This window comes from Salipaludibacillus aurantiacus (assembly GCF_900111295.1).
Classification (GTDB): domain Bacteria; phylum Bacillota; class Bacilli; order Bacillales; family Salisediminibacteriaceae; genus Salipaludibacillus; species Salipaludibacillus aurantiacus.
In genome coordinates, this window is sequence record NZ_FOGT01000022.1 from 17,452 (window position 1) to 37,867 (window position 20,416).

The 20,416-nt window shown below is 39.5% G+C and carries 23 protein-coding genes and 1 pseudogene; 16 read left to right on the top strand and 8 right to left on the bottom strand.

What is annotated here, in order from left to right:
• Positions 1-84 precede the first annotated feature (84 nt).
• Complete coding sequence (gene def, locus BMW59_RS19235) at positions 85-666, bottom strand: peptide deformylase (protein WP_093055574.1); 582 nt, start codon at positions 664-666, stop codon at positions 85-87.
• Between the two features lie 120 nt (positions 667-786).
• The gene (locus tag BMW59_RS22310) at positions 787-957 is read right to left on the bottom strand and encodes a YjcZ family sporulation protein (protein WP_093055576.1); all 171 of its coding nucleotides are present in this window, start codon (positions 955-957) and stop codon (positions 787-789) included.
• A gap of 366 nt (positions 958-1,323) precedes the next feature.
• Between BMW59_RS22310 and BMW59_RS19245 the strand changes: the two genes are divergently transcribed.
• The 5 genes and pseudogenes from BMW59_RS19245 to lpdA form a co-directional block, all read left to right on the top strand.
• Positions 1,324-1,971, top strand: a complete 648-nt coding sequence (locus tag BMW59_RS19245; RefSeq protein WP_093055578.1) for a YkyA family protein — start codon at positions 1,324-1,326, stop codon at positions 1,969-1,971.
• Between the two features lie 549 nt (positions 1,972-2,520).
• Positions 2,521-3,609: a pyruvate dehydrogenase (acetyl-transferring) E1 component subunit alpha gene (gene pdhA / locus BMW59_RS19250; protein WP_093055580.1), complete on the top strand. Its 1,089-nt coding sequence runs from the start codon at positions 2,521-2,523 to the stop codon at positions 3,607-3,609.
• Positions 3,610-3,612: 3 nt separating this feature from the next.
• Positions 3,613-4,590, top strand: a complete 978-nt coding sequence (locus BMW59_RS19255; protein WP_093055582.1) for an alpha-ketoacid dehydrogenase subunit beta — start codon at positions 3,613-3,615, stop codon at positions 4,588-4,590.
• A gap of 80 nt (positions 4,591-4,670) precedes the next feature.
• Positions 4,671-5,963 carry a dihydrolipoamide acetyltransferase family protein gene (locus tag BMW59_RS19260; RefSeq protein WP_093055584.1) on the top strand — a complete coding sequence of 431 codons (1,293 nt, stop codon included), beginning with the start codon at positions 4,671-4,673 and terminating at the stop codon, positions 5,961-5,963.
• A gap of 3 nt (positions 5,964-5,966) precedes the next feature.
• A pseudogene (gene lpdA, locus BMW59_RS19265) lies at positions 5,967-7,355 on the top strand (dihydrolipoyl dehydrogenase); the annotation flags it as partial.
• Between the two features lie 84 nt (positions 7,356-7,439).
• On the opposite strand, the gene BMW59_RS19270 reads toward lpdA, so the two are convergent.
• Both BMW59_RS19270 and BMW59_RS19275 read right to left on the bottom strand, forming a co-directional pair.
• The gene (locus BMW59_RS19270) at positions 7,440-7,829 is read right to left on the bottom strand and encodes a hypothetical protein (RefSeq protein WP_093055588.1); all 390 of its coding nucleotides are present in this window, start codon (positions 7,827-7,829) and stop codon (positions 7,440-7,442) included.
• Positions 7,830-8,019: 190 nt separating this feature from the next.
• Positions 8,020-9,546, bottom strand: coding sequence for a glycine betaine uptake BCCT transporter (locus tag BMW59_RS19275; RefSeq protein WP_093055590.1), 1,527 nt, complete (start codon positions 9,544-9,546; stop codon positions 8,020-8,022).
• Between the two features lie 273 nt (positions 9,547-9,819).
• Between BMW59_RS19275 and BMW59_RS19280 the strand changes: the two genes are divergently transcribed.
• The 4 genes from BMW59_RS19280 to BMW59_RS19295 all read left to right on the top strand — a co-directional run bounded on the left by BMW59_RS19280 (position 9,820) and on the right by BMW59_RS19295 (position 12,885).
• Positions 9,820-10,722 (top strand): polysaccharide deacetylase family protein, encoded by a 903-nt coding sequence (locus BMW59_RS19280; protein WP_093055592.1) that lies wholly within the window; start codon positions 9,820-9,822, stop codon positions 10,720-10,722.
• 21 nt (positions 10,723-10,743) lie between these two features.
• Entirely contained in the window at positions 10,744-11,868 is a 1,125-nt protein-coding gene (locus BMW59_RS19285; protein WP_093055594.1) for a peptidoglycan DD-metalloendopeptidase family protein, read from the top strand.
• A gap of 216 nt (positions 11,869-12,084) precedes the next feature.
• Entirely contained in the window at positions 12,085-12,519 is a 435-nt protein-coding gene (locus BMW59_RS19290) for a hypothetical protein (protein WP_093055596.1), read from the top strand.
• A gap of 69 nt (positions 12,520-12,588) precedes the next feature.
• Complete coding sequence (locus tag BMW59_RS19295; RefSeq protein WP_093055597.1) at positions 12,589-12,885, top strand: DUF3055 domain-containing protein; 297 nt, start codon at positions 12,589-12,591, stop codon at positions 12,883-12,885.
• Between the two features lie 43 nt (positions 12,886-12,928).
• Here BMW59_RS19295 and BMW59_RS19300 read toward each other — a convergent pair whose 3' ends face one another.
• Complete coding sequence (locus BMW59_RS19300) at positions 12,929-14,407, bottom strand: aminotransferase class I/II-fold pyridoxal phosphate-dependent enzyme (protein WP_093055672.1); 1,479 nt, start codon at positions 14,405-14,407, stop codon at positions 12,929-12,931.
• 136 nt (positions 14,408-14,543) lie between these two features.
• On the opposite strand from BMW59_RS19300, the gene BMW59_RS19305 reads away from it, so the two are divergent.
• Positions 14,544-14,819: a UPF0223 family protein gene (locus tag BMW59_RS19305; protein WP_093055599.1), complete on the top strand. Its 276-nt coding sequence runs from the start codon at positions 14,544-14,546 to the stop codon at positions 14,817-14,819.
• Between the two features lie 56 nt (positions 14,820-14,875).
• On the opposite strand, the gene BMW59_RS19310 is transcribed toward BMW59_RS19305, so the two are convergent.
• Positions 14,876-15,520, bottom strand: coding sequence for a YktB family protein (locus BMW59_RS19310; RefSeq protein ID WP_093055601.1), 645 nt, complete (start codon positions 15,518-15,520; stop codon positions 14,876-14,878).
• A 317-nt stretch (positions 15,521-15,837) separates the two neighbouring features.
• On the opposite strand from BMW59_RS19310, the gene BMW59_RS19315 reads away from it, so the two are divergent.
• The 3 genes from BMW59_RS19315 to BMW59_RS19320 all read left to right on the top strand — a co-directional run bounded on the left by BMW59_RS19315 (position 15,838) and on the right by BMW59_RS19320 (position 16,949).
• Positions 15,838-16,026: a hypothetical protein gene (locus BMW59_RS19315; protein ID WP_093055604.1), complete on the top strand. Its 189-nt coding sequence runs from the start codon at positions 15,838-15,840 to the stop codon at positions 16,024-16,026.
• 128 nt (positions 16,027-16,154) lie between these two features.
• Positions 16,155-16,328 (top strand): hypothetical protein, encoded by a 174-nt coding sequence (locus tag BMW59_RS22375; RefSeq protein WP_245733235.1) that lies wholly within the window; start codon positions 16,155-16,157, stop codon positions 16,326-16,328.
• A gap of 6 nt (positions 16,329-16,334) precedes the next feature.
• A complete protein-coding gene (locus tag BMW59_RS19320; protein WP_342740532.1) occupies positions 16,335-16,949 on the top strand; it encodes an inositol monophosphatase family protein in 615 nt (204 codons plus the stop codon).
• A gap of 22 nt (positions 16,950-16,971) precedes the next feature.
• Here the strand turns inward: BMW59_RS19320 and BMW59_RS19325 are convergent, their stop codons facing one another.
• A complete protein-coding gene (locus BMW59_RS19325; RefSeq protein ID WP_093055606.1) occupies positions 16,972-17,151 on the bottom strand; it encodes a DUF5325 family protein in 180 nt (59 codons plus the stop codon).
• Positions 17,152-17,303: 152 nt separating this feature from the next.
• Here BMW59_RS19325 and BMW59_RS19330 point away from each other — a divergent pair, with 152 nt between their 5' ends.
• The gene (locus BMW59_RS19330; protein WP_093055608.1) at positions 17,304-17,660 is read left to right on the top strand and encodes a YlaH-like family protein; all 357 of its coding nucleotides are present in this window, start codon (positions 17,304-17,306) and stop codon (positions 17,658-17,660) included.
• Positions 17,661-17,983: 323 nt separating this feature from the next.
• Here BMW59_RS19330 and BMW59_RS19335 read toward each other — a convergent pair whose 3' ends face one another.
• Positions 17,984-18,187: a YlaI family protein gene (locus BMW59_RS19335; RefSeq protein ID WP_093055610.1), complete on the bottom strand. Its 204-nt coding sequence runs from the start codon at positions 18,185-18,187 to the stop codon at positions 17,984-17,986.
• Positions 18,188-18,412: 225 nt separating this feature from the next.
• Here BMW59_RS19335 and BMW59_RS19340 point away from each other — a divergent pair, with 225 nt between their 5' ends.
• Together BMW59_RS19340 and BMW59_RS19345 are read left to right on the top strand one after the other, a co-directional pair.
• The gene (locus BMW59_RS19340) at positions 18,413-18,865 is read left to right on the top strand and encodes a pyridoxamine 5'-phosphate oxidase family protein (protein ID WP_093055612.1); all 453 of its coding nucleotides are present in this window, start codon (positions 18,413-18,415) and stop codon (positions 18,863-18,865) included.
• Between the two features lie 217 nt (positions 18,866-19,082).
• The gene (locus BMW59_RS19345) at positions 19,083-20,411 is read left to right on the top strand and encodes a PhoH family protein (RefSeq protein WP_093055614.1); all 1,329 of its coding nucleotides are present in this window, start codon (positions 19,083-19,085) and stop codon (positions 20,409-20,411) included.
• Positions 20,412-20,416: the final 5 nt, after the last annotated feature.

Here is a 20,416-nt window from a genome sequence, read left to right on the forward strand (position 1 = left end):
TTACGGAGTTAATTATTTTTAATATGAGTAGAAAAAGGAAAGAAGTTGCGAGGGGATATTTACCATTTAAAAAACCCCTCTCAATTATAAGAGGGGGCCGTCATCATTATTAACTTTAATTATTTCGCCAGGCGGAAGAGGTTTTTTATAGGGATCATCGCCTTCAATGCGGTCATAAAACATAATGCCGTTTAAATGGTCGAGTTCGTGCTGAAAAACAATGGATAAAAAGCCTCTTAACCTTTTAACGACTTTATTCCCGTCTGCATCGTACGCCTCAATTTTTATTCTCGCATAGCGGGGAACAATGCCTTCAACGTTTCTGTCTACTGATAAACACCCTTCACCACTATCAAGATAAGTGGTTTCAGCCGAGTGGCTGATAATTTTAGGATTAAAGAATGCATATTCAATAATTTCATCATTTTGATCTGTTGTACGCATAACGAGCATGCGTTTACTGACATTTATCTGGGGCGCTGCAAGGCCAACACCAGGGCGAAGGCTGTATTTTTCGGCAGTTTCAGGATCCTGGCTATGTACAAGAAACTGCATCATATCATTTAGAGTATTCTGGTCTTCCTGACTTGGAGGAAGATCAACAGGCTCAGCTGTTTTTCTTAATGTGGGGTGGCCCTCACGAATAATATCATCCATTGTTAACATAAGGTATCTCCTTTCAACGTCATGCAATATTTAAATATACCTTTCTCTTTATAATAAACAGTTTTTTAATTAATGAAAAGAGGGGGCAGCCTTTTTGGCTGCTCCCCTTTAAAGTTTTGCCTAGCAGTAGTACTTTGATGCACCTACAATGATTAGAAGAATAAACAGAACTACTATTAAGGCAAATCCTTTACCTGCACCTGTTCCAACTCCCGCTACTTGTGTTGGATAACCGTATCCGTGGTGATGTCCATATCCGCAAGGGTCATCGCAAAAACCATGTCCGTACATAAAAATGCCTCCTTTTTGATTACCGCTTTCTTCAGGCGGCGTACTTTCATGGTATGCAGCCTAATAAATCCGGAATAGATAAACACCTATTTTTTATCAATTTTTTTTAAATAAACAGTAAATCCATACTTGATAAATTGAGCTTCTGCGTTTCAAGTTTTTTTGAGATATTAAAAAGTAAGAATGATTAGAAATAGCATTGATAAAAGCATAAAAAAACAAAAAGTCAGGTGCTGATATCATTTTTAAAAATGACATACGATAGTTATCAAATGTAAAAGAAGAAAAATATTCTTGTAATGATTAGTAAAATAAGGTAGTTTGTTATTGGGAGCAATATAGTGAATTGTTTAGGAGGGTTCATATTTGAAAAAAATATTAACATTTTTAGGAGCATCAGCAGCACTAGTTTTTACAAGCGGCTGTTTTGGTGACGATTCAGTTGAACAAATGTATGAAAAATTTGAGGAGTCTGTTGAAATAGAGAATCAAATAGAGGATAAACAAGAACCCCTCGTAGATGCTGAACAAACAGAAATGAACCTCTATGAAGAAATGCTTACTCTGTCATCCGTAGAAGAAATTGAACCGCTGGCAGACGAAGCGATTGAGTCGGCCGAAGAGCGAAGAACACTAATGGAAGAAGAAGAAAACCTTATTGAGGAATCATTCGTTATATTCCAGGAAGCAGAAGAGCATCTTGAGGATATTGATGAGGAAGAAGTCAGGACGGCAGGAGAGAACGTTGTTCAGACAATGCATGAACGCTATGAGGTTTATCAGGAATTATTCAATACTTACATGACGTCTATTGATGAAGACATTGCCCTTTATGAAATGATTAAAGATGAAGATGCAGAAGCTGAAGAGCTGCAGGAGCAGCACGAAACAGTTAATGATATTTATGGTGAAATTTCTAGTCTGAATGAGGAGTTTAACCAGTTAACAAACGAATACAATGAGGCAAAAATGGAATTTTACCGAGCTGCTGATTTAAATGTGGCAGATGAGTAAAACTTTCAAGGAGGGGACGGCAGTCCTCTTCTTTTTTTTTGAAAATAGGCGGAAAGCATGAAAGAAGGAAGTGTTTTTTACTTAGTTTACCGGTGCAAATTGAAACAGTGCCTGCCATAAAAACTTCCTTTAAATAAGCTTCACGACAAAAAACTCTAGTTCACACATTGGTCATAAAGTATAACAGGCTTAAATATTCCCTATAACAGTTTGTTAAATACTTGTGAAGTCGTTAACAACATTAGAAATGTAGAAAACGTTTAAAACAAGAGTAAAAGCGTTGACGAATGATAAAGGTATCGTGTAAACTAAATAACGTGATTAGAGGTTGTATTACTATTTATTTCAAATAACTATTACAGTCCAGCTGAAAATCTTAATTTTTTATGATTATGAGTTCGACAAAAGGGAATACAACCTGTATGGATTGCATTGATCGTGTCGAATCACATGTAATAAGATAACTTTGGGTACTTTATTAGTAGTGATTCTGGCGTATAAAAGCTAATTTAAGAAGGCGATTTAAGAAAGGATGAGGTGACAGTATTCATGGAAAAAACTAAAGAATTGCAACAGGTTGAAGAGCAGTTCCAGACTTTCCAGATTCTCGATGAAGAAGGAAATGTAGTAAATGAAGAAGCTATGCCGGAGCTTTCTGATGACGAATTAAAAGAATTGATGACACGAATGGTTTACACTCGTATTTGGGATCAAAGAGCTATTTCCCTTAACCGTCAGGGGCGTCTTGGTTTCTATGCGCCGGTAGCAGGACAGGAAGCATCAATGATCGGTTCCCAGTATGCGCTTGAAAAGCAGGACTGGATATTACCAGGATACCGTGATATTCCTCAAATACACTATCATGGCGTTCCGCTGGATCAGGCCTTTTTATGGTCGAGAGGACACTTTAAAGGCGGGCAAATGCCGGAAGGCGTACGGGTAATGATGCCGCAGATTATTATCGGCGCGCAAATTACACAGACAGCTGGTGTGGCTATGGGCCTTAAAAAGAATAAAGAAGATGCAGTGGCTATCACTTATACTGGTGACGGCGGCGCTTCCCAAGGGGACTTTTACGAAGGTATGAACTTTGCAGGTGCTTTTAACAGCCCGGCAATTTTCGTAGTGCAAAACAACCGTTTTGCTATTTCAGTTCCAGTAGAACAACAGTCTGCAGCTAAAACAATTGCACAAAAAGCAGTTGCTGCAGGAATTCACGGTGTACAAGTTGACGGTATGGACCTGCTTGCAGTATACGCTGTGACCAAAGAGGCCCGCCAGAGAGGCCTTGATGGTAATGGTCCGACACTAATCGAAACGTTAACTTACCGTTATGGTCCTCATACTATGGCAGGTGACGATCCGACACGTTACCGTACCTCTGAGGAAGACGATGAGTGGGAAAAGAAAGATCCTCTTGTCCGTTTCAGGAAATTCCTTGAAGACAAAAATCTGTGGTCTGAAGAAGATGAAGACAAAGTCGTAGAACAGGCCAAAGAAGATATTAAAGCTGCAATTAAGAAAGCTGACAGCGTACCTAAACAAAAAGTTACCGACCTGATCGAAATTATGGGAGAAGAGCTTCCAGTTAATCTGCAGGAGCAAATGGAAGAGTATAAAGAAAAGGAGTCGAAGTAAGTTATGGCGCAAATGACAATGATTCAAGCAATAACTGATGCAATGCGAAACGAGTTGAAGAATGACGAAAAAGTGCTTGTATTCGGGGAAGACGTAGGTCTTAACGGCGGGGTATTCCGTGCGACTGAAGGCCTGCAAAAGGAATTCGGCGAAGAACGTGTTTTCGACACACCTTTAGCAGAATCAGGCATCGGCGGTTTATCGGCTGGATTAAGTGTAACAGGCTTCCGATCGGTAATGGAAATTCAATTTTTCGGATTTGTGTTTGAAACATTTGATGCGATCGCAGCTCAGATGGCCCGTATGCGTTACCGTTCAGGCGGAACATACCACGCTCCTGTGACAATTCGTTCACCTTTTGGCGGCGGTGTAAAAACGCCGGAACTTCACGCTGACAGCCTTGAAGGTCTGATGGCTCAATCACCGGGTATTAAAGTTGTTATCCCTTCAACTCCATATGATGCAAAAGGACTTTTAATCTCTGCTATCCGCGACAATGATCCTGTAGTATTCCTCGAGCACATGAAGCTTTACCGTTCGTTCCGTGAGGAAGTGCCGGAAGAAGAGTATACTCTTCCTCTTGGAAAAGCAGACGTAAAGCGTGAAGGTTCTGATATTACAATTGTGACTTATGGTGCGATGGTTCACACTTCCCTTAAAGCTGCAGATGAACTTGAAAAAGACGGAATCTCAGCGGAAGTTATCGACTTACGTACGGTGAGCCCTATTGACATTGACACTATTATTGAGTCAGTAGAGAAAACTAACCGTGCAATTGTAGTACAGGAAGCTCAAAAACAAGCAGGTGTGGCTGCTAGTGTAGTAGCTGAAATTAACGACCGTGCGATCCTGAGTCTTGAAGCACCTGTTTTACGAGTGACTGCTCCAGATACTGTCTTCCCGTTTGCTACAGCTGAAGATATCTGGCTCCCAAGCTCTAAAGATGTCGTATCAAGAGCAAAAGAAGTTATTAACTTTTAATAACTGAAATTAACAAGGAGGAGATCATTTTATTTCCTCCTTCTTCTCTATAATTAAGACAAAGAACTGGAGGCGTTATAATGGCATATGAATTTAAACTTCCTGATATTGGTGAAGGAATTCATGAAGGTGAAATTGTAAAATGGGAAGTCAAAGAAGGCGATGAAGTTAAAGAAGACGACGTCTTATGTGAAGTTCAGAACGATAAAGCAGTCGTTGAAATTCCTTCCCCTGTAGAAGGTACGGTACAAAAGCTGCACGTTGACGAAGGAGTAGTAACTGAAGTAGGAACAGTTATTATTACGTTTGAGACAGATACTGAACAGCCGGAAGATGCTCATGGCGGAGGAGAAGAAGAAGAGAAAGAGGAAGAGAAAGCTTCTGAAGAACCAAAAGAAGAAAAGAGTGAATCAGCTCCTGCTTCAGAAGAGGAAGAAGTTGATGAAACTGCACGTGTGATTGCGATGCCTTCTGTACGTAAATATGCACGTGAAAAAGACGTAAACATCCGTAAAGTAAAAGGTTCAGGCAAAAATGGCCGTGTCATGAAAGAAGATATTGATGCTTACTTATCTGGCGACCAGCAGCCAGCTGAATCTGCCGAGCAGACAGAAGCTCCTGAAGCTCAAGAGGAAGCACAATCTGTTCCATCTTATCAACCGGCTAATGAAGAGCTTGAAACGCGTGAGAAAATGTCAGGAATCCGTAAAGCTATTTCTAAGGCTATGGTTAATTCCAAACGTACAGCGCCGCATGTGACACTTATGGACGAAATTGATGTGACTGACCTTGTAGCGCACCGTAAACAGTTCAAACCGGTAGCAGAAGAAAAAGGCATTAAATTGACTTTCTTACCGTATGTGGTTAAAGCCTTAACTTCAGCAATCCGTGAATATCCAATCTTAAACACTTCTCTTGATGATTCAACTGAAGAGATTGTTCATAAACACTATTACAATATCGGAATTGCGGCTGATACGGAAAAAGGATTAATGGTTCCTGTTGTAAAAGATACTGACCGTAAATCAATTTTCACTATTTCTGATGAAATTAACGGGCTCGCAGGTAAAGCACGTGAAGGCACTCTTTCTGCAGCAGAAATGAAAGGCGCTTCTACAACGATTACAAATATCGGTTCTGCAGGCGGCCAATGGTTTACTCCTGTTATTAATCACCCTGAAGTTGCCATTCTTGGACTTGGCCGTATTCAGGAAAAAGCAATTGTCCGGGACGGCGAAGTGACAGTGGCACCAGTTTTAGCCTTGTCATTAAGCTTCGATCATCGTATTATTGATGGTGCAACAGCTCAATATGCGTTGAACCATATCAAACGTTTATTAAATGATCCGCAATTACTCGTAATGGAGGGATAATTTATGGTAGTAGGAGATTTTCCAGAAGAAGTAGATACGCTCGTCGTCGGTTCTGGCCCGGGAGGGTATGTAGCAGCTATCCGCGCCGCGCAATTAGGCCAGAAAGTTACGATCGTAGAAAAAGAAAATATGGGCGGCGTATGTCTTAACGTCGGTTGTATCCCGTCAAAAGCACTTATTGAAGCAGGACACCGTTATCATGATGCAGGGAATTCAGACGACATGGGGATATCTGTAGGAGAGGTAAATCTTGACTTCTCTAAAGTGCAAAAATGGAAACAATCTGTTGTTGAGAAGTTGACAGGTGGAGTAGAAGGACTTTTAAAAGGCAATGAGGTTGACATTGTTCGAGGAGAAGCTTACTTCGTTGACGATACTACAGTAAAAATAATGGATGAAAAAACGTCCCAGACGTATAAATTCAAAAACTGTATTGTAGCAACAGGCTCCTCTCCAATTGAACTTCCTAAATTTAAATGGAGTGATAAAGTCGTTTCTTCCACAGGTGCTCTAGCTTTAAAAGAAGTTCCTGAAAAGATGGTTGTTATCGGCGGAGGCTATATCGGTGTTGAACTGGGTTCAGCGTATGCCAACCTTGGCGCTGAAGTGACTATTCTTGAAGGTACTAAACAGATTCTTCCTGGTTTTGAGAAGCAAATGAGCCAGCTTGTATCACGCCGTTTAAAGAAAGCTGGAGTTACAATTAAAACTGAAGCATTTGCTCAAGAAATGGAAGAGACTGAAAATGGCGTGAAGGTGAAAGCTGAAGTTAAAGGTAAAGAGGAAGAATTTGAAGGAAATGTCCTTCTTGTGACTGTGGGACGCCGTCCAAATACAGACGAGCTGGGACTTGAGCAGGCAGGCGTTGAGCTTGACGATAAAGGATTTGTAACAATTGATAAACAATGCCGCACGTCATCATCCAATATTTATGCGATCGGTGATATAGTGGCAGGTCCTGCTCTCGCCCATAAAGCTTCCTATGAGGCAAAAGTAGCCGCTGAAGCAATCTCAGGAGAAGCAGCTGAAATTGATTATACGGCTATTCCGGAAGTGGTGTTCTCCGGGCCTGAATTGGCAAGCGTTGGTTTAACAGAAAAAGAAGCGAAAGACCAAGGTTATGATGTGGTAGCTTCTAAGTTCCCGTTCCAGGCGAATGGACGAGCGCTCTCGTTAAATGAGTCAGAAGGATTTATGAAAATGGTAACAAGAAAAGAAGACGGGCTGGTCCTTGGCGTACAAATTGCGGGGCATAACGCGTCTGATATGATTTCTGAAGCGTGTGTAGCTATTGAAGCAGGTATGACTGCAGAAGATTTGGCTTTAACCATTCACGCTCACCCATCATTGGGAGAAATCACAATGGAAACAGCTGAAGTAGCGTTAGGAATGCCTGTTCACATTGTAAAATAATTTATAGGAAAACCCCGTAGACCAATTTTGGTTTACGGGGTTTTTATTTGAAATGATGATGGCTTAATCATCGAGTAAAGTATATTTTAATTCGTTTAGAATAGAGGAAAATTCATTTGCGCCCTCAATTCTCAGTTTAACTTCAAGATCCTCTACAAGCAAAAGTGTAGGAAAAGTATCAATACCGTAATAATTGACTAAGGAATGGTCACTTTCAGACACAATGTGCGTACTGTTAAGTCTATCTGGATACTTCTTCTGGACAGTACGAAGGGCATCATAGTAATTATGCTCCTCCTGGATATCTGTATTGTTAGAAAATAATAATGTTTCAGGCACCTTATCATCCTGAGATTCCTCAAGAAATGAGTAATCAGAACTGATATTATCTGACTGACAGCTCGACATATATAAACAGGAGGTCATTAAAATAATCACACACAAATGATTCATACGGGTCACTCCCTTAGTAAATACTTACACCTATGAAACAATTTTGATGTTACCATGGTTAGCTGATCATTTGTTCAAAGTAACCAAACTGTTATATAAATGAAAACTGATGATAATCACCAGTAAAAATGAGTTGACGAGCCAAAATAAAAACGGAGCTCCGTACCTTACGGGGCTCCGTTTTGTTTTATCAATTATTTTTACTTTTTCTTAGTTTCTTTTTTTCAGGTAAAGTTTCCTGCTTTAGAGACTTCATTAAACTTATAATCATAAAGATCATAATAATTACAAATGGAAATGCAGCAATAATGGCTGCCGTCTGAAGTGCTGCCAGACCTCCTGAGTAGAGGAGAACAGCTGCTGTAGCTGACTGGATAAGCCCCCATATAAGCTTTACATTGTTTGGGGGGTTCAGACTGCCGTTTGTCGTCTGCATACCTAAAACAAAAGTTGCCGAGTCTGCAGAGGTGATAAAGAAAGAAGCTATAAGAAAAATAGCTACGATCGCCATTATCCAGCCGAAATTGAACTGCTGCAGAACAAAGAACAAGGCAGATTCCTCACCGGCTTCTGTAATGACCTCCATAACACTGACACCTGTGATTGTTTCCAAATGAATAGCTGTTCCTCCAAAAACCGAAAACCACAGGGCTCCAAATACAGTAGGTACCGCTATGACTCCGATAATAAATTCACGAATCGTTCGTCCCCGCGAAACACGAGCAATAAACGTCCCTACAAATGGCGCCCAGGCGATCCACCACGCCCAGTAGAAGATAGTCCAGCCTTCCACCCAGGATGATTCCAAATTAAACGTATCAAGCTGGAAGCTCATAGAAACGAGATTTTGCAAATAACTTCCGAAAGTCTGCGTAAAAGAATTCATAATAAAGTTTGTAGGTCCTGAGAATAAAAGAAACAGCATTAAAATACTTGCTAAGTAAATATTTGTTTTACTCAAAATACGGATGCCCACATTTAACCCTGTCTGAGACGACAGCATGTAAAAGAAAGTCACGACAATGATTATCATTAACTGAAGAAAAAATGTGTTGTTAAAACCGAAAATATCAGATAATCCGCCGCCTATCTGGGCAGTACCAAACCCGAGGGATGTAGCTACACCGAAGACAGTGGCAAAAACAACGATTACATTAATTGTCGTTCCAATTCCGCCGTTTACACGGTCGCCAAGGAGTGGTTGGAATGCCGCACTCACGACACCGGGCGCCCCTTTTCTAAATTTAAAGTAAGCTAATGTTAAAGCAACAACTGAATAAATCGCCCAAGGGTGCATCCCCCAGTGAAAGAAGGAATATCTTAAAGCAGCTCCAGCTGCCTCAATTGAGCCACCCGCTACATTTGCGGCCGGAGACGGGTCGAATAGATGGTAAACAGGTTCAGCCACTCCCCAGAAAACGAGCCCAATTCCCATCCCGGCTGTAAATAGGAAAGAGAACCATGTTAAGTAATTATACTCAGGTTCCTCATCATCTTTCCCAAGCTTGATTCTTCCGTAAGGACTGAAGATTAAAAAGATAGCAAATGCAACAAATCCTGTGGCAACCAATAAATAAAACCAGCCAAACTGGTCAGTAATAAAACCCTGGATAGTTCCAGTTATAAATTCCAGGTTCTCGGGCGCAAAAAAGCCCCAGATAATAAAGGCCAATGCAATAAAAAATGAAATAGTAAATACTGGTGTTAATTTCTTCACCTTATCCTCCACCTTCCGTTTAATTTAAAAGCCGTTAATTTTCATAGTCTATTGGGATGTACTTGATAAATAAACAACAGAGTATATTGTACTTAAATTTATACAAAGGTCAAGTGTGAGACGGTAATACCAAATTTACTTTTCCCGAAAAATGTCGAATATAAACGACATATTACTAAGTGTGTAAAATTATGGCGGCAGAAGGTTCCATTAATAGTTATAATATGGTAAGATTTTATAATTGCAAGTAAGGTAATGAGAAGAGGGGATACGATGAAAAAAGCAAAGTTTGTAAGTATTTGTGTATTAACAGCAGGATTGCTCATAGCGTGCGGCGATAACAATGAGAAGGCTATCAATGGAAATGAAAATAATAATATGAACTCCCCTGGGGAAGAGAATTTAAATAATCAAAATACAGAGTCAGCAAACAGTGAAGAAAAAAGTAATGCAAACGAGTTAAACGAAAATGCCGATAATATCCAAAATGAAGCAAATGAAAATATTAATGAACATGACAATGAACTAAACGGCGATAATGAAGAAGACATCGAACCTCTTTATCAAATAGAAAACAATGTGACAGTCAGACCGATTGATGAGGCACCTGAAGAAGTTGTTCTTTTGACTATTGATGACGCACCGGATAATTACGGTGTGGAGATGGCAGAGATTCTGCAGGACATGGATGCAGGCGCCATATTTTTTGTTAACGGCCATTTTCTTCAATCTGAAGAGGGGCAACAGCAGTTAAAGGATATTTATGAACTGGGGTTTGAAATTGGAAACCACACGATGACCCATCCAAACTTATCAGACCTCTCAGAAGAAGAGCAGTACGAAGAAATTGTCGAGCTGAATGATCTGGTTGAAGATATTATTGGGGAAAGGCCCCGGTTTTTTAGAGCACCTTTTGGGGTCAACACGGATTACTCCAAGCAGCTGATGGAAGAAGAGGAGATGCAGTGGATGAACTGGTCTTACGGATACGATTATTTTGAAGAATATATGGAAGCTGAAGCTTTGGAAGAAATAATGGTTGAAACTGAACATTTGGGCAATGGAGCCAACCTGTTAATGCATGACAGGGAATTTACGAAAGACGCTTTAAAAGGAATCGTGGAAGGTTTAAGAGAAAAAGGTTACGAGATCGTTGATCCTGAAATGATTAAATAATACAACAAGGAAGGTTTATGAATGAAAAAAGCAAGTCTGTATATAATATCAGGTCTGTTATTAACTGCCTGCCAGAATGAGGAATCAAGCGCAAAAGATCAAGGTCACGCGGTGGAACGGGAAACTCACCTGCAGGAAGAAAATAACACTGGAAACGATAACGAGCAGCTTAAAGAGTGGACTGAATTAAATACCCTGCCTGTTGAAGGATACGAGGGTGTGTATATATCAGTCTCTGAATTGGCAGATGGACTGGGCGGCCATTATGAATACGATCCAATTAATAAAGATTTACTGTTAGAGATAGCTGACAGACAGTATTATTTAGTCTATGGTGTGCCGGTAATTGAAATAAATGGTGAATATTTTCCAGCCGATAAGCCGCCTTTTGTTGAAAACGATAATAGAGAACCTTATCTAAGTATTGAATTTATTGATGAAGGACTAGAAACAGACTATACACACAATAAAGAAGAAAATAACATAGCTATAAATTGGGACGGTCGAGTGATAGAGGCATGGCGTCCTGCCGGAGAAAATGATGTTGATATTCATTCTTACTCGGTGGAAGAGATGGTTGACTTCCTTGCTTTTCTTCATTCTCCGATAGAAGGGGCGTCAGTAAGTACTGTTGAGAGCCACCTTCCAGGTGCTCCGAGGGGGTATCGCAACGGCATCCATGAAGGTATTGACTGGTACGGATATGCCTCGGGAACAGAAATTACGACCGATACGCCTGTGTATGGAATGGCAAAAGGAAAAGTTGTACGAGTCGATAGTGATTTTGAGGATTATAACTCACATGTGGAGAGAAATATCGATCTGAAAATTGCGGCAAAGCAAGGATTTACTCCCCAATATATACTCGACCGGCTGAGAGGTATGCAGGTTTGGGTTCAATATGATAACGGAGTAATGATCCGTTTCGCTCACCTTGACTCTATACCCGAAGACGTGGAAGCGGGACAGACGATTGATAGTGAAACAATAATCGGATATGTAGGAAACACAGGTACTAGCGGTGCAATGAATCAGGATGGAAGTGGTTTACATTTGCATAAAGATCTGTTAGTAAAAGGAGAACTATTTTGGGAGCCTTTCACATTAGAGGAAACAGCTTACATTATTGAGGAGTTATGGCACTGAAATTAAATTCCTGTTCATGGAATAAACGTAGAAGTTTTGTACTTCTACGTTTATTTTAATTTACTTTCCAAATACTCATTTTTAATATTATACAGGCTTTTCTTAAGGTTTTAGACAAATGACGACAGAGTTTTCATCTTTCATATGATAAAATTACCGTCATATCAATTAAATTTAAGGCAGAAAAAACCTTTTGTATATGGCGGTGGATAAATTATGAAAAAATCAGATTTTCTGGATGGGTTAAGGCTGGAAATTGGGCTTGCCTACGACTATGCCGAAAACAAAGACGATTTTATGGTTCGTGTGTTAAAGACGATTCATGCGATCAACAAGAAAAAAGTAATCTTAACGATTCATTCTTATAACCAGGGAGAATATACTTTATCGTATGCCCTAGGCATGAAAGGACTGTCTAAAGAGGAAGAGGAACTTGGCCGGGGATTTTTATTTATAAACAGGCTTAAAGCTGTAACCTACGTAAGAAAAAACAGGGATCATGTGTTATTTTTACCCTTGTACGAGGAAGGTGAAGCGGCGTATGTTATCACGATAAAGTTAATAGGGATTGATTATGAATTTACAAAGCAGGACATGATTTTTGCGGATGAGCTCATCCATTTCATTGAGTCTAAACGATCTTCGTTTTAAAAAAACAAAAAGATTGCGAAATTGACAGAATTTTTGTATAATTAAATAATTAAAGGAGGGATTGTACTGATGGAACTATACGAGCGGCTTTATGACGAAACGGAGAGAGTTAATGTTCAGTTTGTAGGTATGACCACTGAGCAGTCAAGGTACGATTTCGGCATTGTTTATACAAGCCTGTTTTTTGGTAAGCCCCTCATTACATGTATGCAGTCAGGAAGATCCTTGCTTTTGTGCCGGGAAGATGTGGAAGATGTCGATTATCTTAAGAAAGCTTTTAAAGTAAAAAGTGACAGGGAAGCAGAGGCTTTATCTGAGTTTTTTAAAGCGGCACTTCCTGCGACAACGATGGAAACTCAATATTAAAGTAAAAGCGTTCAGCCGAAACAGCTGAACGCTTTTACTTTTTCTAAATTATAGGTTTTCTTTCACGTATAACACGGATGAAAGTTAATGTAGGATCTTCCGGGCCTTGCACAGGGAGACCTGATTCCATGTTTTTATAAATATAATCTATATTGTCCTGTTCAATGATTTCACCAGGAATAAAAATAGGAATACCTGGAGGATAAATCATAATAAACTCCGCACTGATTCTTCCCGCAGATTCATTAAGCTTTACGATTTCTGTCTCAGAATAGAAAGCATCCCGGGGAGATAAAGAAAGAGTTGGTATTTGAGGGACTTGAACCTGCACACTTTCTGAATGCTTTTTACCAGGCTCATAATATTCAGATGAAAGCTTCTCGAGTCCCCGGATTAAATAATCTATCGTGTGAGTGTTGTCACCGCTCGTTATAATACATAAAATATTGTATAAGTCCGAAAGTTCCACTTCTATATTTTCATGTTCGCGTAACCAGGTTTCTACCTCATAACCAGTAACATTCAACTCTTTAATAGAAATAATAAGTTTTGTCGGGTCCAGGTCAAACACTGCGTTATTGTCGAGGATTTCTTTACCTGGGCAGCTTATACCAGGAATGTCATTTATTTTTTTTCTGGCTGATTCAGCTAATCCGATAATCCTGTCTGTTAATTTCGATCCTTCCGTTGCGAGATACCGTCTGGCTGTATCCAGGGAAGCGAGAAGGATATAGGAGGTAGAAGTGGTTGTCAGCATACTTATGATGCTTTGAACCCGACGTGCTGAAATTCTTTTTCCCTGAATGTTAAGTACAGAACTTTGTGTAAGAGAGCCCCCCAGTTTGTGGACACTGGTGGCTGCCATATCGGCTCCTGCTTGCATAGCTGAGACTGGAAGCTTTTCATTAAAATGAATATGCACACCGTGAGCTTCGTCTACTAACACCGGTATATCGTAAGAATGAGTAAGCTGGACGATTTTTTCCAAATTTGCAGAGATCCCGAAGTAAGTCGGGTTTATGACTAAGAGTCCTTTTGCATCTGGATGGGAGCTTAAGGCTTTCTCAACTGATCTAACAGTTATTCCATGAGAAATTCCCAGCGTGTCATCTATTTCAGGATGAATAAATATAGGCGTAGCGCCTGAAAAAATAATGGCAGACATAATAGATTTATGCACATTCCTCGGTACGATTATTTTTTCCCCCGGACCACAGACAGTCATGATCATAGTCATGATCGCCCCGCTTGTTCCCTGAACAGAAAAAAAAGTATGATCAGCCCCAAACGCTTCCGCTGCCAGATTTTGAGCCTCTTTTATAATTCCGTGCGGGTGATGTAAGTCGTCTAAAGGTTGTATATTTATTAAATCTATAGACAGAGCGTTAGGTCCAATGAACTCTCTGAAATCTGGATCCATGCCGGTTCCGTGTTTATGCCCTGGAATATGAAACTGGTAGGGCGAGTGATTAATATGGTTTAGAAGCCCTTCATACAAAGGCGTTTTCTGCTGACGTTCCAAGTAGGACAAAGTAATTCACCTCAAAGTTAATTATATATAATACAGGGGACTGCATTTTGCTTTTTTGTTTAAACAAAATGTAGTATAACAGAATGAGTTATAATTTGGAATGAATTTATGAGAAAGGGTGTTTAGAATGCCAAACGAAGTGAATATCCCAATTTCAATGGATTGGTCTAGAGACGAAGTGGTTAATGTTGTACATTTTTATGAAGCAATTGACCAGGCATATCGAAAAGGGGTAGACAGAGACACATTATTAACTCTCTATAATCAATTTAAAAAAATTGTACCGTCCAAATCAGAGGAAAAGCAGCAATTTAAAGAGTATGAAAGCCAAACCCAGCAATCCCCTTACCACGTTGTTAAAGCAGCCAGGGAATCATCCCATTTGAAAATTATAAAAATGTAACATTAAAAAGGGCTCTGATGGCACTCCTGCCACCGGCCCTTTTGTTTATTTCATCTTTAAGCATGCTGGACGTATATACGCATAGAAGTTTCGTAAAGGGGTAAGAGGGTATCGAATACTTTTTCAGCTTTTTTCAAAAATGCTTGTCCATCCTGAACCTGGTCATCCTCCGGTTTCAACTGAACACCGCAGAGCAATTCTGCTTTTTTGACAGTAGAAAGACGTTCAAACATGTCATTAAGCTGTTCTTTAGAGATACTGTTATGCTGCATTGCTTCCGGTTTAGTATGATCGACTGACCAGTAAAAGGTATCAGGTATCTGCTTTTCAATGGTGGAGATTTGCTCTTTAAGAGCGTGCCCCAGTTCTTCTTTTACAGGCGATTCATAAATTACAGCAAACCAGATAAAAACATGGGAACCAAACAGGCCGATTTGGAAATGGGGAAGCTTTTTATACCCTCGCTTATTATTAGCGAACGCCACCCATGTATCGTCCGGGGGATTAACTTTTCTGCGGGCATGTTTTGCGACATGGAAAAACATCTCTTCGTTCGTCTTCTCAGTGAGTACAGAAGAGAAGTGTCTGCCGAGTTCTTCCAGTTTAGGGCGAACGTGCTGCTTAATAGCTTCCATCCTTTCGTCCAGACCTTCTACTGCAAAAACATCAAAATCCTGGGAAGTGAACCCTTTAAAACTCATGAGTAACTTACTCCTTTCTTTAGTGCCTCGGAAAGCTTGAATGGTAATGAAACATTTAAAAGTAACTATAATTAATATTTGCTTATTATAAAACTTATATTAGCAGAATACAGTTTAAAAAAAAAGAAAACAGAATTTCTGTTCTCAATTAGGTTTAAATTTGTGAGAATCGTGGAAAATTAAAAATACCAGCAAAAAAATAGTTGCAAAATTCCGATAAATAGCATAATGTAATGGTAACTATTATTTCACCTTAGGGTTCATTGTTGGTCTGTTCAGGAACATAAAAAGAGACTCGAAGAAAAGGGGTGCGAATTATGGAGAAGGTCATTCAGACTTTAAAAAGAAGAGATGGGGAAAAACGTATCCCGGTCCTAAAACTGGAGATTGACTATGAACTCCAAACATTATTCGATGCAATTCAAGCAAATGAACAAGACCAAATTACTGAATGCAAAGAAAAATTAGAGAAGCTCCGTAATGAATGGCTTCGTCTTGAAGCTTAAAATACTTGCTGTGAACCTTGTAGAGGTTCACTTTTTTTGGTTGCAGGTTAGTAATGTTTGCGAATTAAATGATAAGTATGGTATATGTTAGAAAACATACAGAAGATATAATTGAGGAGATGAGGCGGATGACCGGCAACGAGAGAGATTTTCAAATGATTAAAGAAAAAGCTGAAGAATGGACCCGTGAAGCGGGAGGGTACATAAAGGAACAAATGAAGCTTTCATTTAAAGTTAATACTAAATCTCATCAGCATGATTTAGTCACTGATGTGGATAAAGGAGTAGAAGCTTTTTTTTAGGAAAAAATAGATAAAGAATTTCCTGGCCACCGTTTAATGGGGGAGGAAGGATCATTTGAAAATGTAAAAGATCTTTCAGGGACGGTTTGGATATTAGACCCTATTGACGGAACGGTTAATTTTGTTCATCAGGAAAGTTATTTCGCGATTTCTGCAGGAGTGTTCCATAATGGTGAACCTGTAATAGGAATTGTATACGATGTGATGCATGATGAGTTGTTCTCCTCATTAAAAGGTGAAGGGGCTGTATTAAATAACCGGCGTCTAAGCTCCCTTTCCAAGAATTCTTTAAATGAAGCACTTATAAGTTTTAATACAGGATGGTTATTAAAAGACAGGAGGCTTGAGAGAATTGTTAAGAGGTCTCGGGGCACCCGGTCTTATGGGGCGGCGGCACTGGAAATAGCCTATGTAGCTGCAGGGAGACTTGATGCTTATATCAGCTTTAACCTTGCACCCTGGGATATCGCTGGAGGGTATGCTCTTCTTCAGGAAGTTGGAGGCAAAGCAACAAATTATGACGGCAATGCATTGAATTTTCTGGAAAAAGACACTTTAATAGCGGCTAACCCCTGGGTTTATGACGAAATAATTGAAGTATTAAACACTAACACGAACTAAAAGGACGGCAAATGTCGTCCTTTTAGTTCGTTGAGTGAAGATATTTTTTTCGTTTGAACCCTGCAAATACAGAGCCCAGGCTTAAAACAAGAAAGCCGAGAAACATAAGCAGGCTTGTTTGAGCGAAAGAAATTCCTATCCCCATCATCCCCACTGTGCCGAGAATAGCCAGGATAAAATAATAAATATCGAAAGAACGCATGAGCTACCGACCTCCTTTTACATAGTGTACCGGAAAACGCTTTATAAAAAAAGGGTATCTTATTTCGTTAGATAGTTAATATCGCAGATTAAGTTATGCTATAATCGGAATGTTGTAAAATGTGTTGATATGAAAATTTAGGAGTGACTTATATGCTTTCAGCTGTTAATAATACAGAGCCTGTAGCGCCGGATATGACACCAATTGCACAATGGCTAGGAGCTACTGATCCTGAGAACTTTCTTTTTGCATTTGTGATCATGTATATAATAATAAACGCCCTTAGTATTCTCGTTTTTAATCTTGGTTTCGCCCGAAAACTTCCGGTCTTAAAAAATGTCGTTATTTATGCTGTGATGTTTTTTGGAAATATATTTATCACTTTTCTTGCTTTGTCATTACCCATAATAGAATCACTGTTTATTGCTGCATTAGTGTTGGGTATCTATAAATTCCAGCTGAAACGCCATAAAAACGACGAACAGAAATCAGAAGAAGAGCATTATTAACAGGGGGATTAACCTGGCGTTCAGGTAATAAAGTGAAGCTGTTTTAAAAATGCTGTGCCTCCACATTTAGGCTGAATCTAAATTTGGGGGTATTTTTTTATTAAATTAAGGGGGCACTCTGCCAGGCATACGCAAATGGAAGGTGCTGATGCTCTTTGAGGGGAGAACGCACTTCCTGTGCAGGGAATAATCAACTTAAATTAAGCAGATGCCATTTAATAACTGGATGAGCTTATAAAAAGCGTAATGGTCCGCCACCCATGCCTGAGACAAAATAAATAGGCATGAGTCCGGTGACAAAACCGAATTCATGCCCAGTTTACTTATATATAGTCATCTGTTTTTTCCTGAGGAGTATGCTCTTTAAAATTACCTGTTTGCTTTCTTTCTATTGTTCGTTCAGTTATACGATCTTGACACGATTGACACATGTATGTGTGAATGGGTCTGTTTCTTAATTTTTTTGCAAGGGGCAGCTGGTTGTCAATTGACTCTACCACGTCACAAATGACACATTTAACTCTCATTTCGCACCTCTTCATTAATATAATGGTTGTACAGTCAGTATAACACGAGAAGGGGAATTTTTTTAAGGAGAGTGAGATAAAAGAATAGTAACCAGTATTGTCCCGGGCCCTCTAACCCTATTTAAAAATGTTAATTATTTCTTAGATTTTTGTTAGAATGGTTTTAAGATGATTGAAATATAGGTATAGTATAGGTGTAGATAAGATTAAGGAGGCGTTTGGACAATGGCTAATCAAGTTGAAACAGTTATAACTGAAGAACTTTTACCACTGCTTAGAGAAGAACGTTATGTAACAATTGCAACAGTCGACCATGAGACAGGCGGTACTAATGTGAATGCTATTTCATGGGTTTATGCCACAGATGAGAAACATGTCAGATTCTCTGTGGATAACCGCTCCCGTATCGTAGAAAATTTAAAGCAACAACCTCTTGTTACACTTACTTTAATCGGGGAAGGTTCCACTTACGCGATTGCAGGGGAAGCGAAAGTTATTGAAGAGAAGATGGAAGATGTTCCCCTCAAATTAGCTCTAGTTGAAATTTCTGTAAAAGAAGTAAGGGATGTCATGTTTTATGGTGCCCGAATCACTACAGAGCCTAAATATGAAAAAACGTATGATAAAGAAGCAGCAGAGAAATTGGATCGCCAGGTTATGGGCGCAATGAAAAAATAATTAAAACGATGCCAGCATGTTAATTCATGAGGGCATCGTTTTTATTTTATATTTAGATGAAGGTATAAGTTCCCGCCTGCCGGTAATTGCACTGCCTATTTTATTTACAGATTAGCCTATAGTCTTTGAAGAGAAGATCATGAATATACTTAAATGAATAGAATAAATAAACCCCCGCGTTTCTGGAGAGTGAAAAGATTTTTTAGGAGGGAATAGCTTGGCTAAAATATACATTCTTGATACGAATGTTTTACTGCAAGATCCATTGGCTCTCTATTCATTTGATGAGAATAAAGTGATTATCCCGGCGGTTGTACTCGAAGAAATTGATTCAAAGAAACGCTATATGGATGAAATAGGAAGAAATGCAAGGGAAGTAGCCAGACTGCTTGATGATTTGAGAGAAAAAGGTAAACTCCATGAAGGAGTGAAGCTTCCTAATGGCGGAAATTTAGTGGTCGAATTAAATCACCGGACGTTTGATCAGATGAAAAAGCATTTTATTGATACCACGAATGACAATCGGATTTTGGCTGTGGCTTTGAATATAAGTATAGAGCAGAAAGAAATGAAAAAAAATGAGGAAGTCATCCTTGTAAGCAAAGACGCCTTACTTCGGGTTAAAGCTGATGCACTCGGATTAAAATCAGAAGACTTTTTATCTGACAGAGTGGTAAAGTTTGACAGGATGTATCTTGGCTATGAGGAGAATTGGCTGAGTCCTGAGAAAATGGACTTGCTTTTTGAAGAAAAACGGCTCCCCATAAGTGAGGTCAAGACCTCCCACACTTATCCTAACCATTTTTATATATTTAAAGACCTTGCCAATGGTACCCGGTCTGCCTTAGCTATGACAGATAAAAAGGGAGAATATATTAACCTCTTTCTGAGTCAACAGGAACCTGTCTGGGGGATTAAACCTCGAAATGTCCAGCAGAAAATGGCCCTCGAATTATTAACACGGGAGGATATTCCACTGGTGACGCTTGCAGGAAAAGCAGGAACAGGTAAAACCCTGCTTTCATTGGCAGCCGGATTATACCAGACTGAAGACTTAAATAAGTACAAAAAACTTCTTGTCGCAAGGCCTGTGGTTCCCATGGGAAAAGACATAGGCTATCTGCCGGGCGAAAAAGAAGAAAAACTGCGCCCTTGGATGCAGCCTATTTATGATAATCTTGAATATTTGTTTAATACTAATAAAAGCGGTGAGCTTGATCAGATTCTTGCCGGAATGTCCTCTATTCAGGTAGAGGCGTTAACTTATATCAGAGGACGTAGCATTCCTGATCAGTTCATAATAATCGATGAGGCTCAAAATTTAACTAAACATGAAGTGAAAACAATTTTAACCAGAGTTGGAGAAGGAAGCAAAATAATTTTAATGGGAGACCCGAAACAGATAGACCACCCCTACCTTGACGAATATACTAACGGGCTTACCTATGTAACAGAAAAATTAAAACACAGGGGAGAGTCAGGGCATATTAAACTGGAGAAAGGGGAACGGTCAGGGCTGGCCCAGCTGGCAGCAGATTTATTATAGACGGG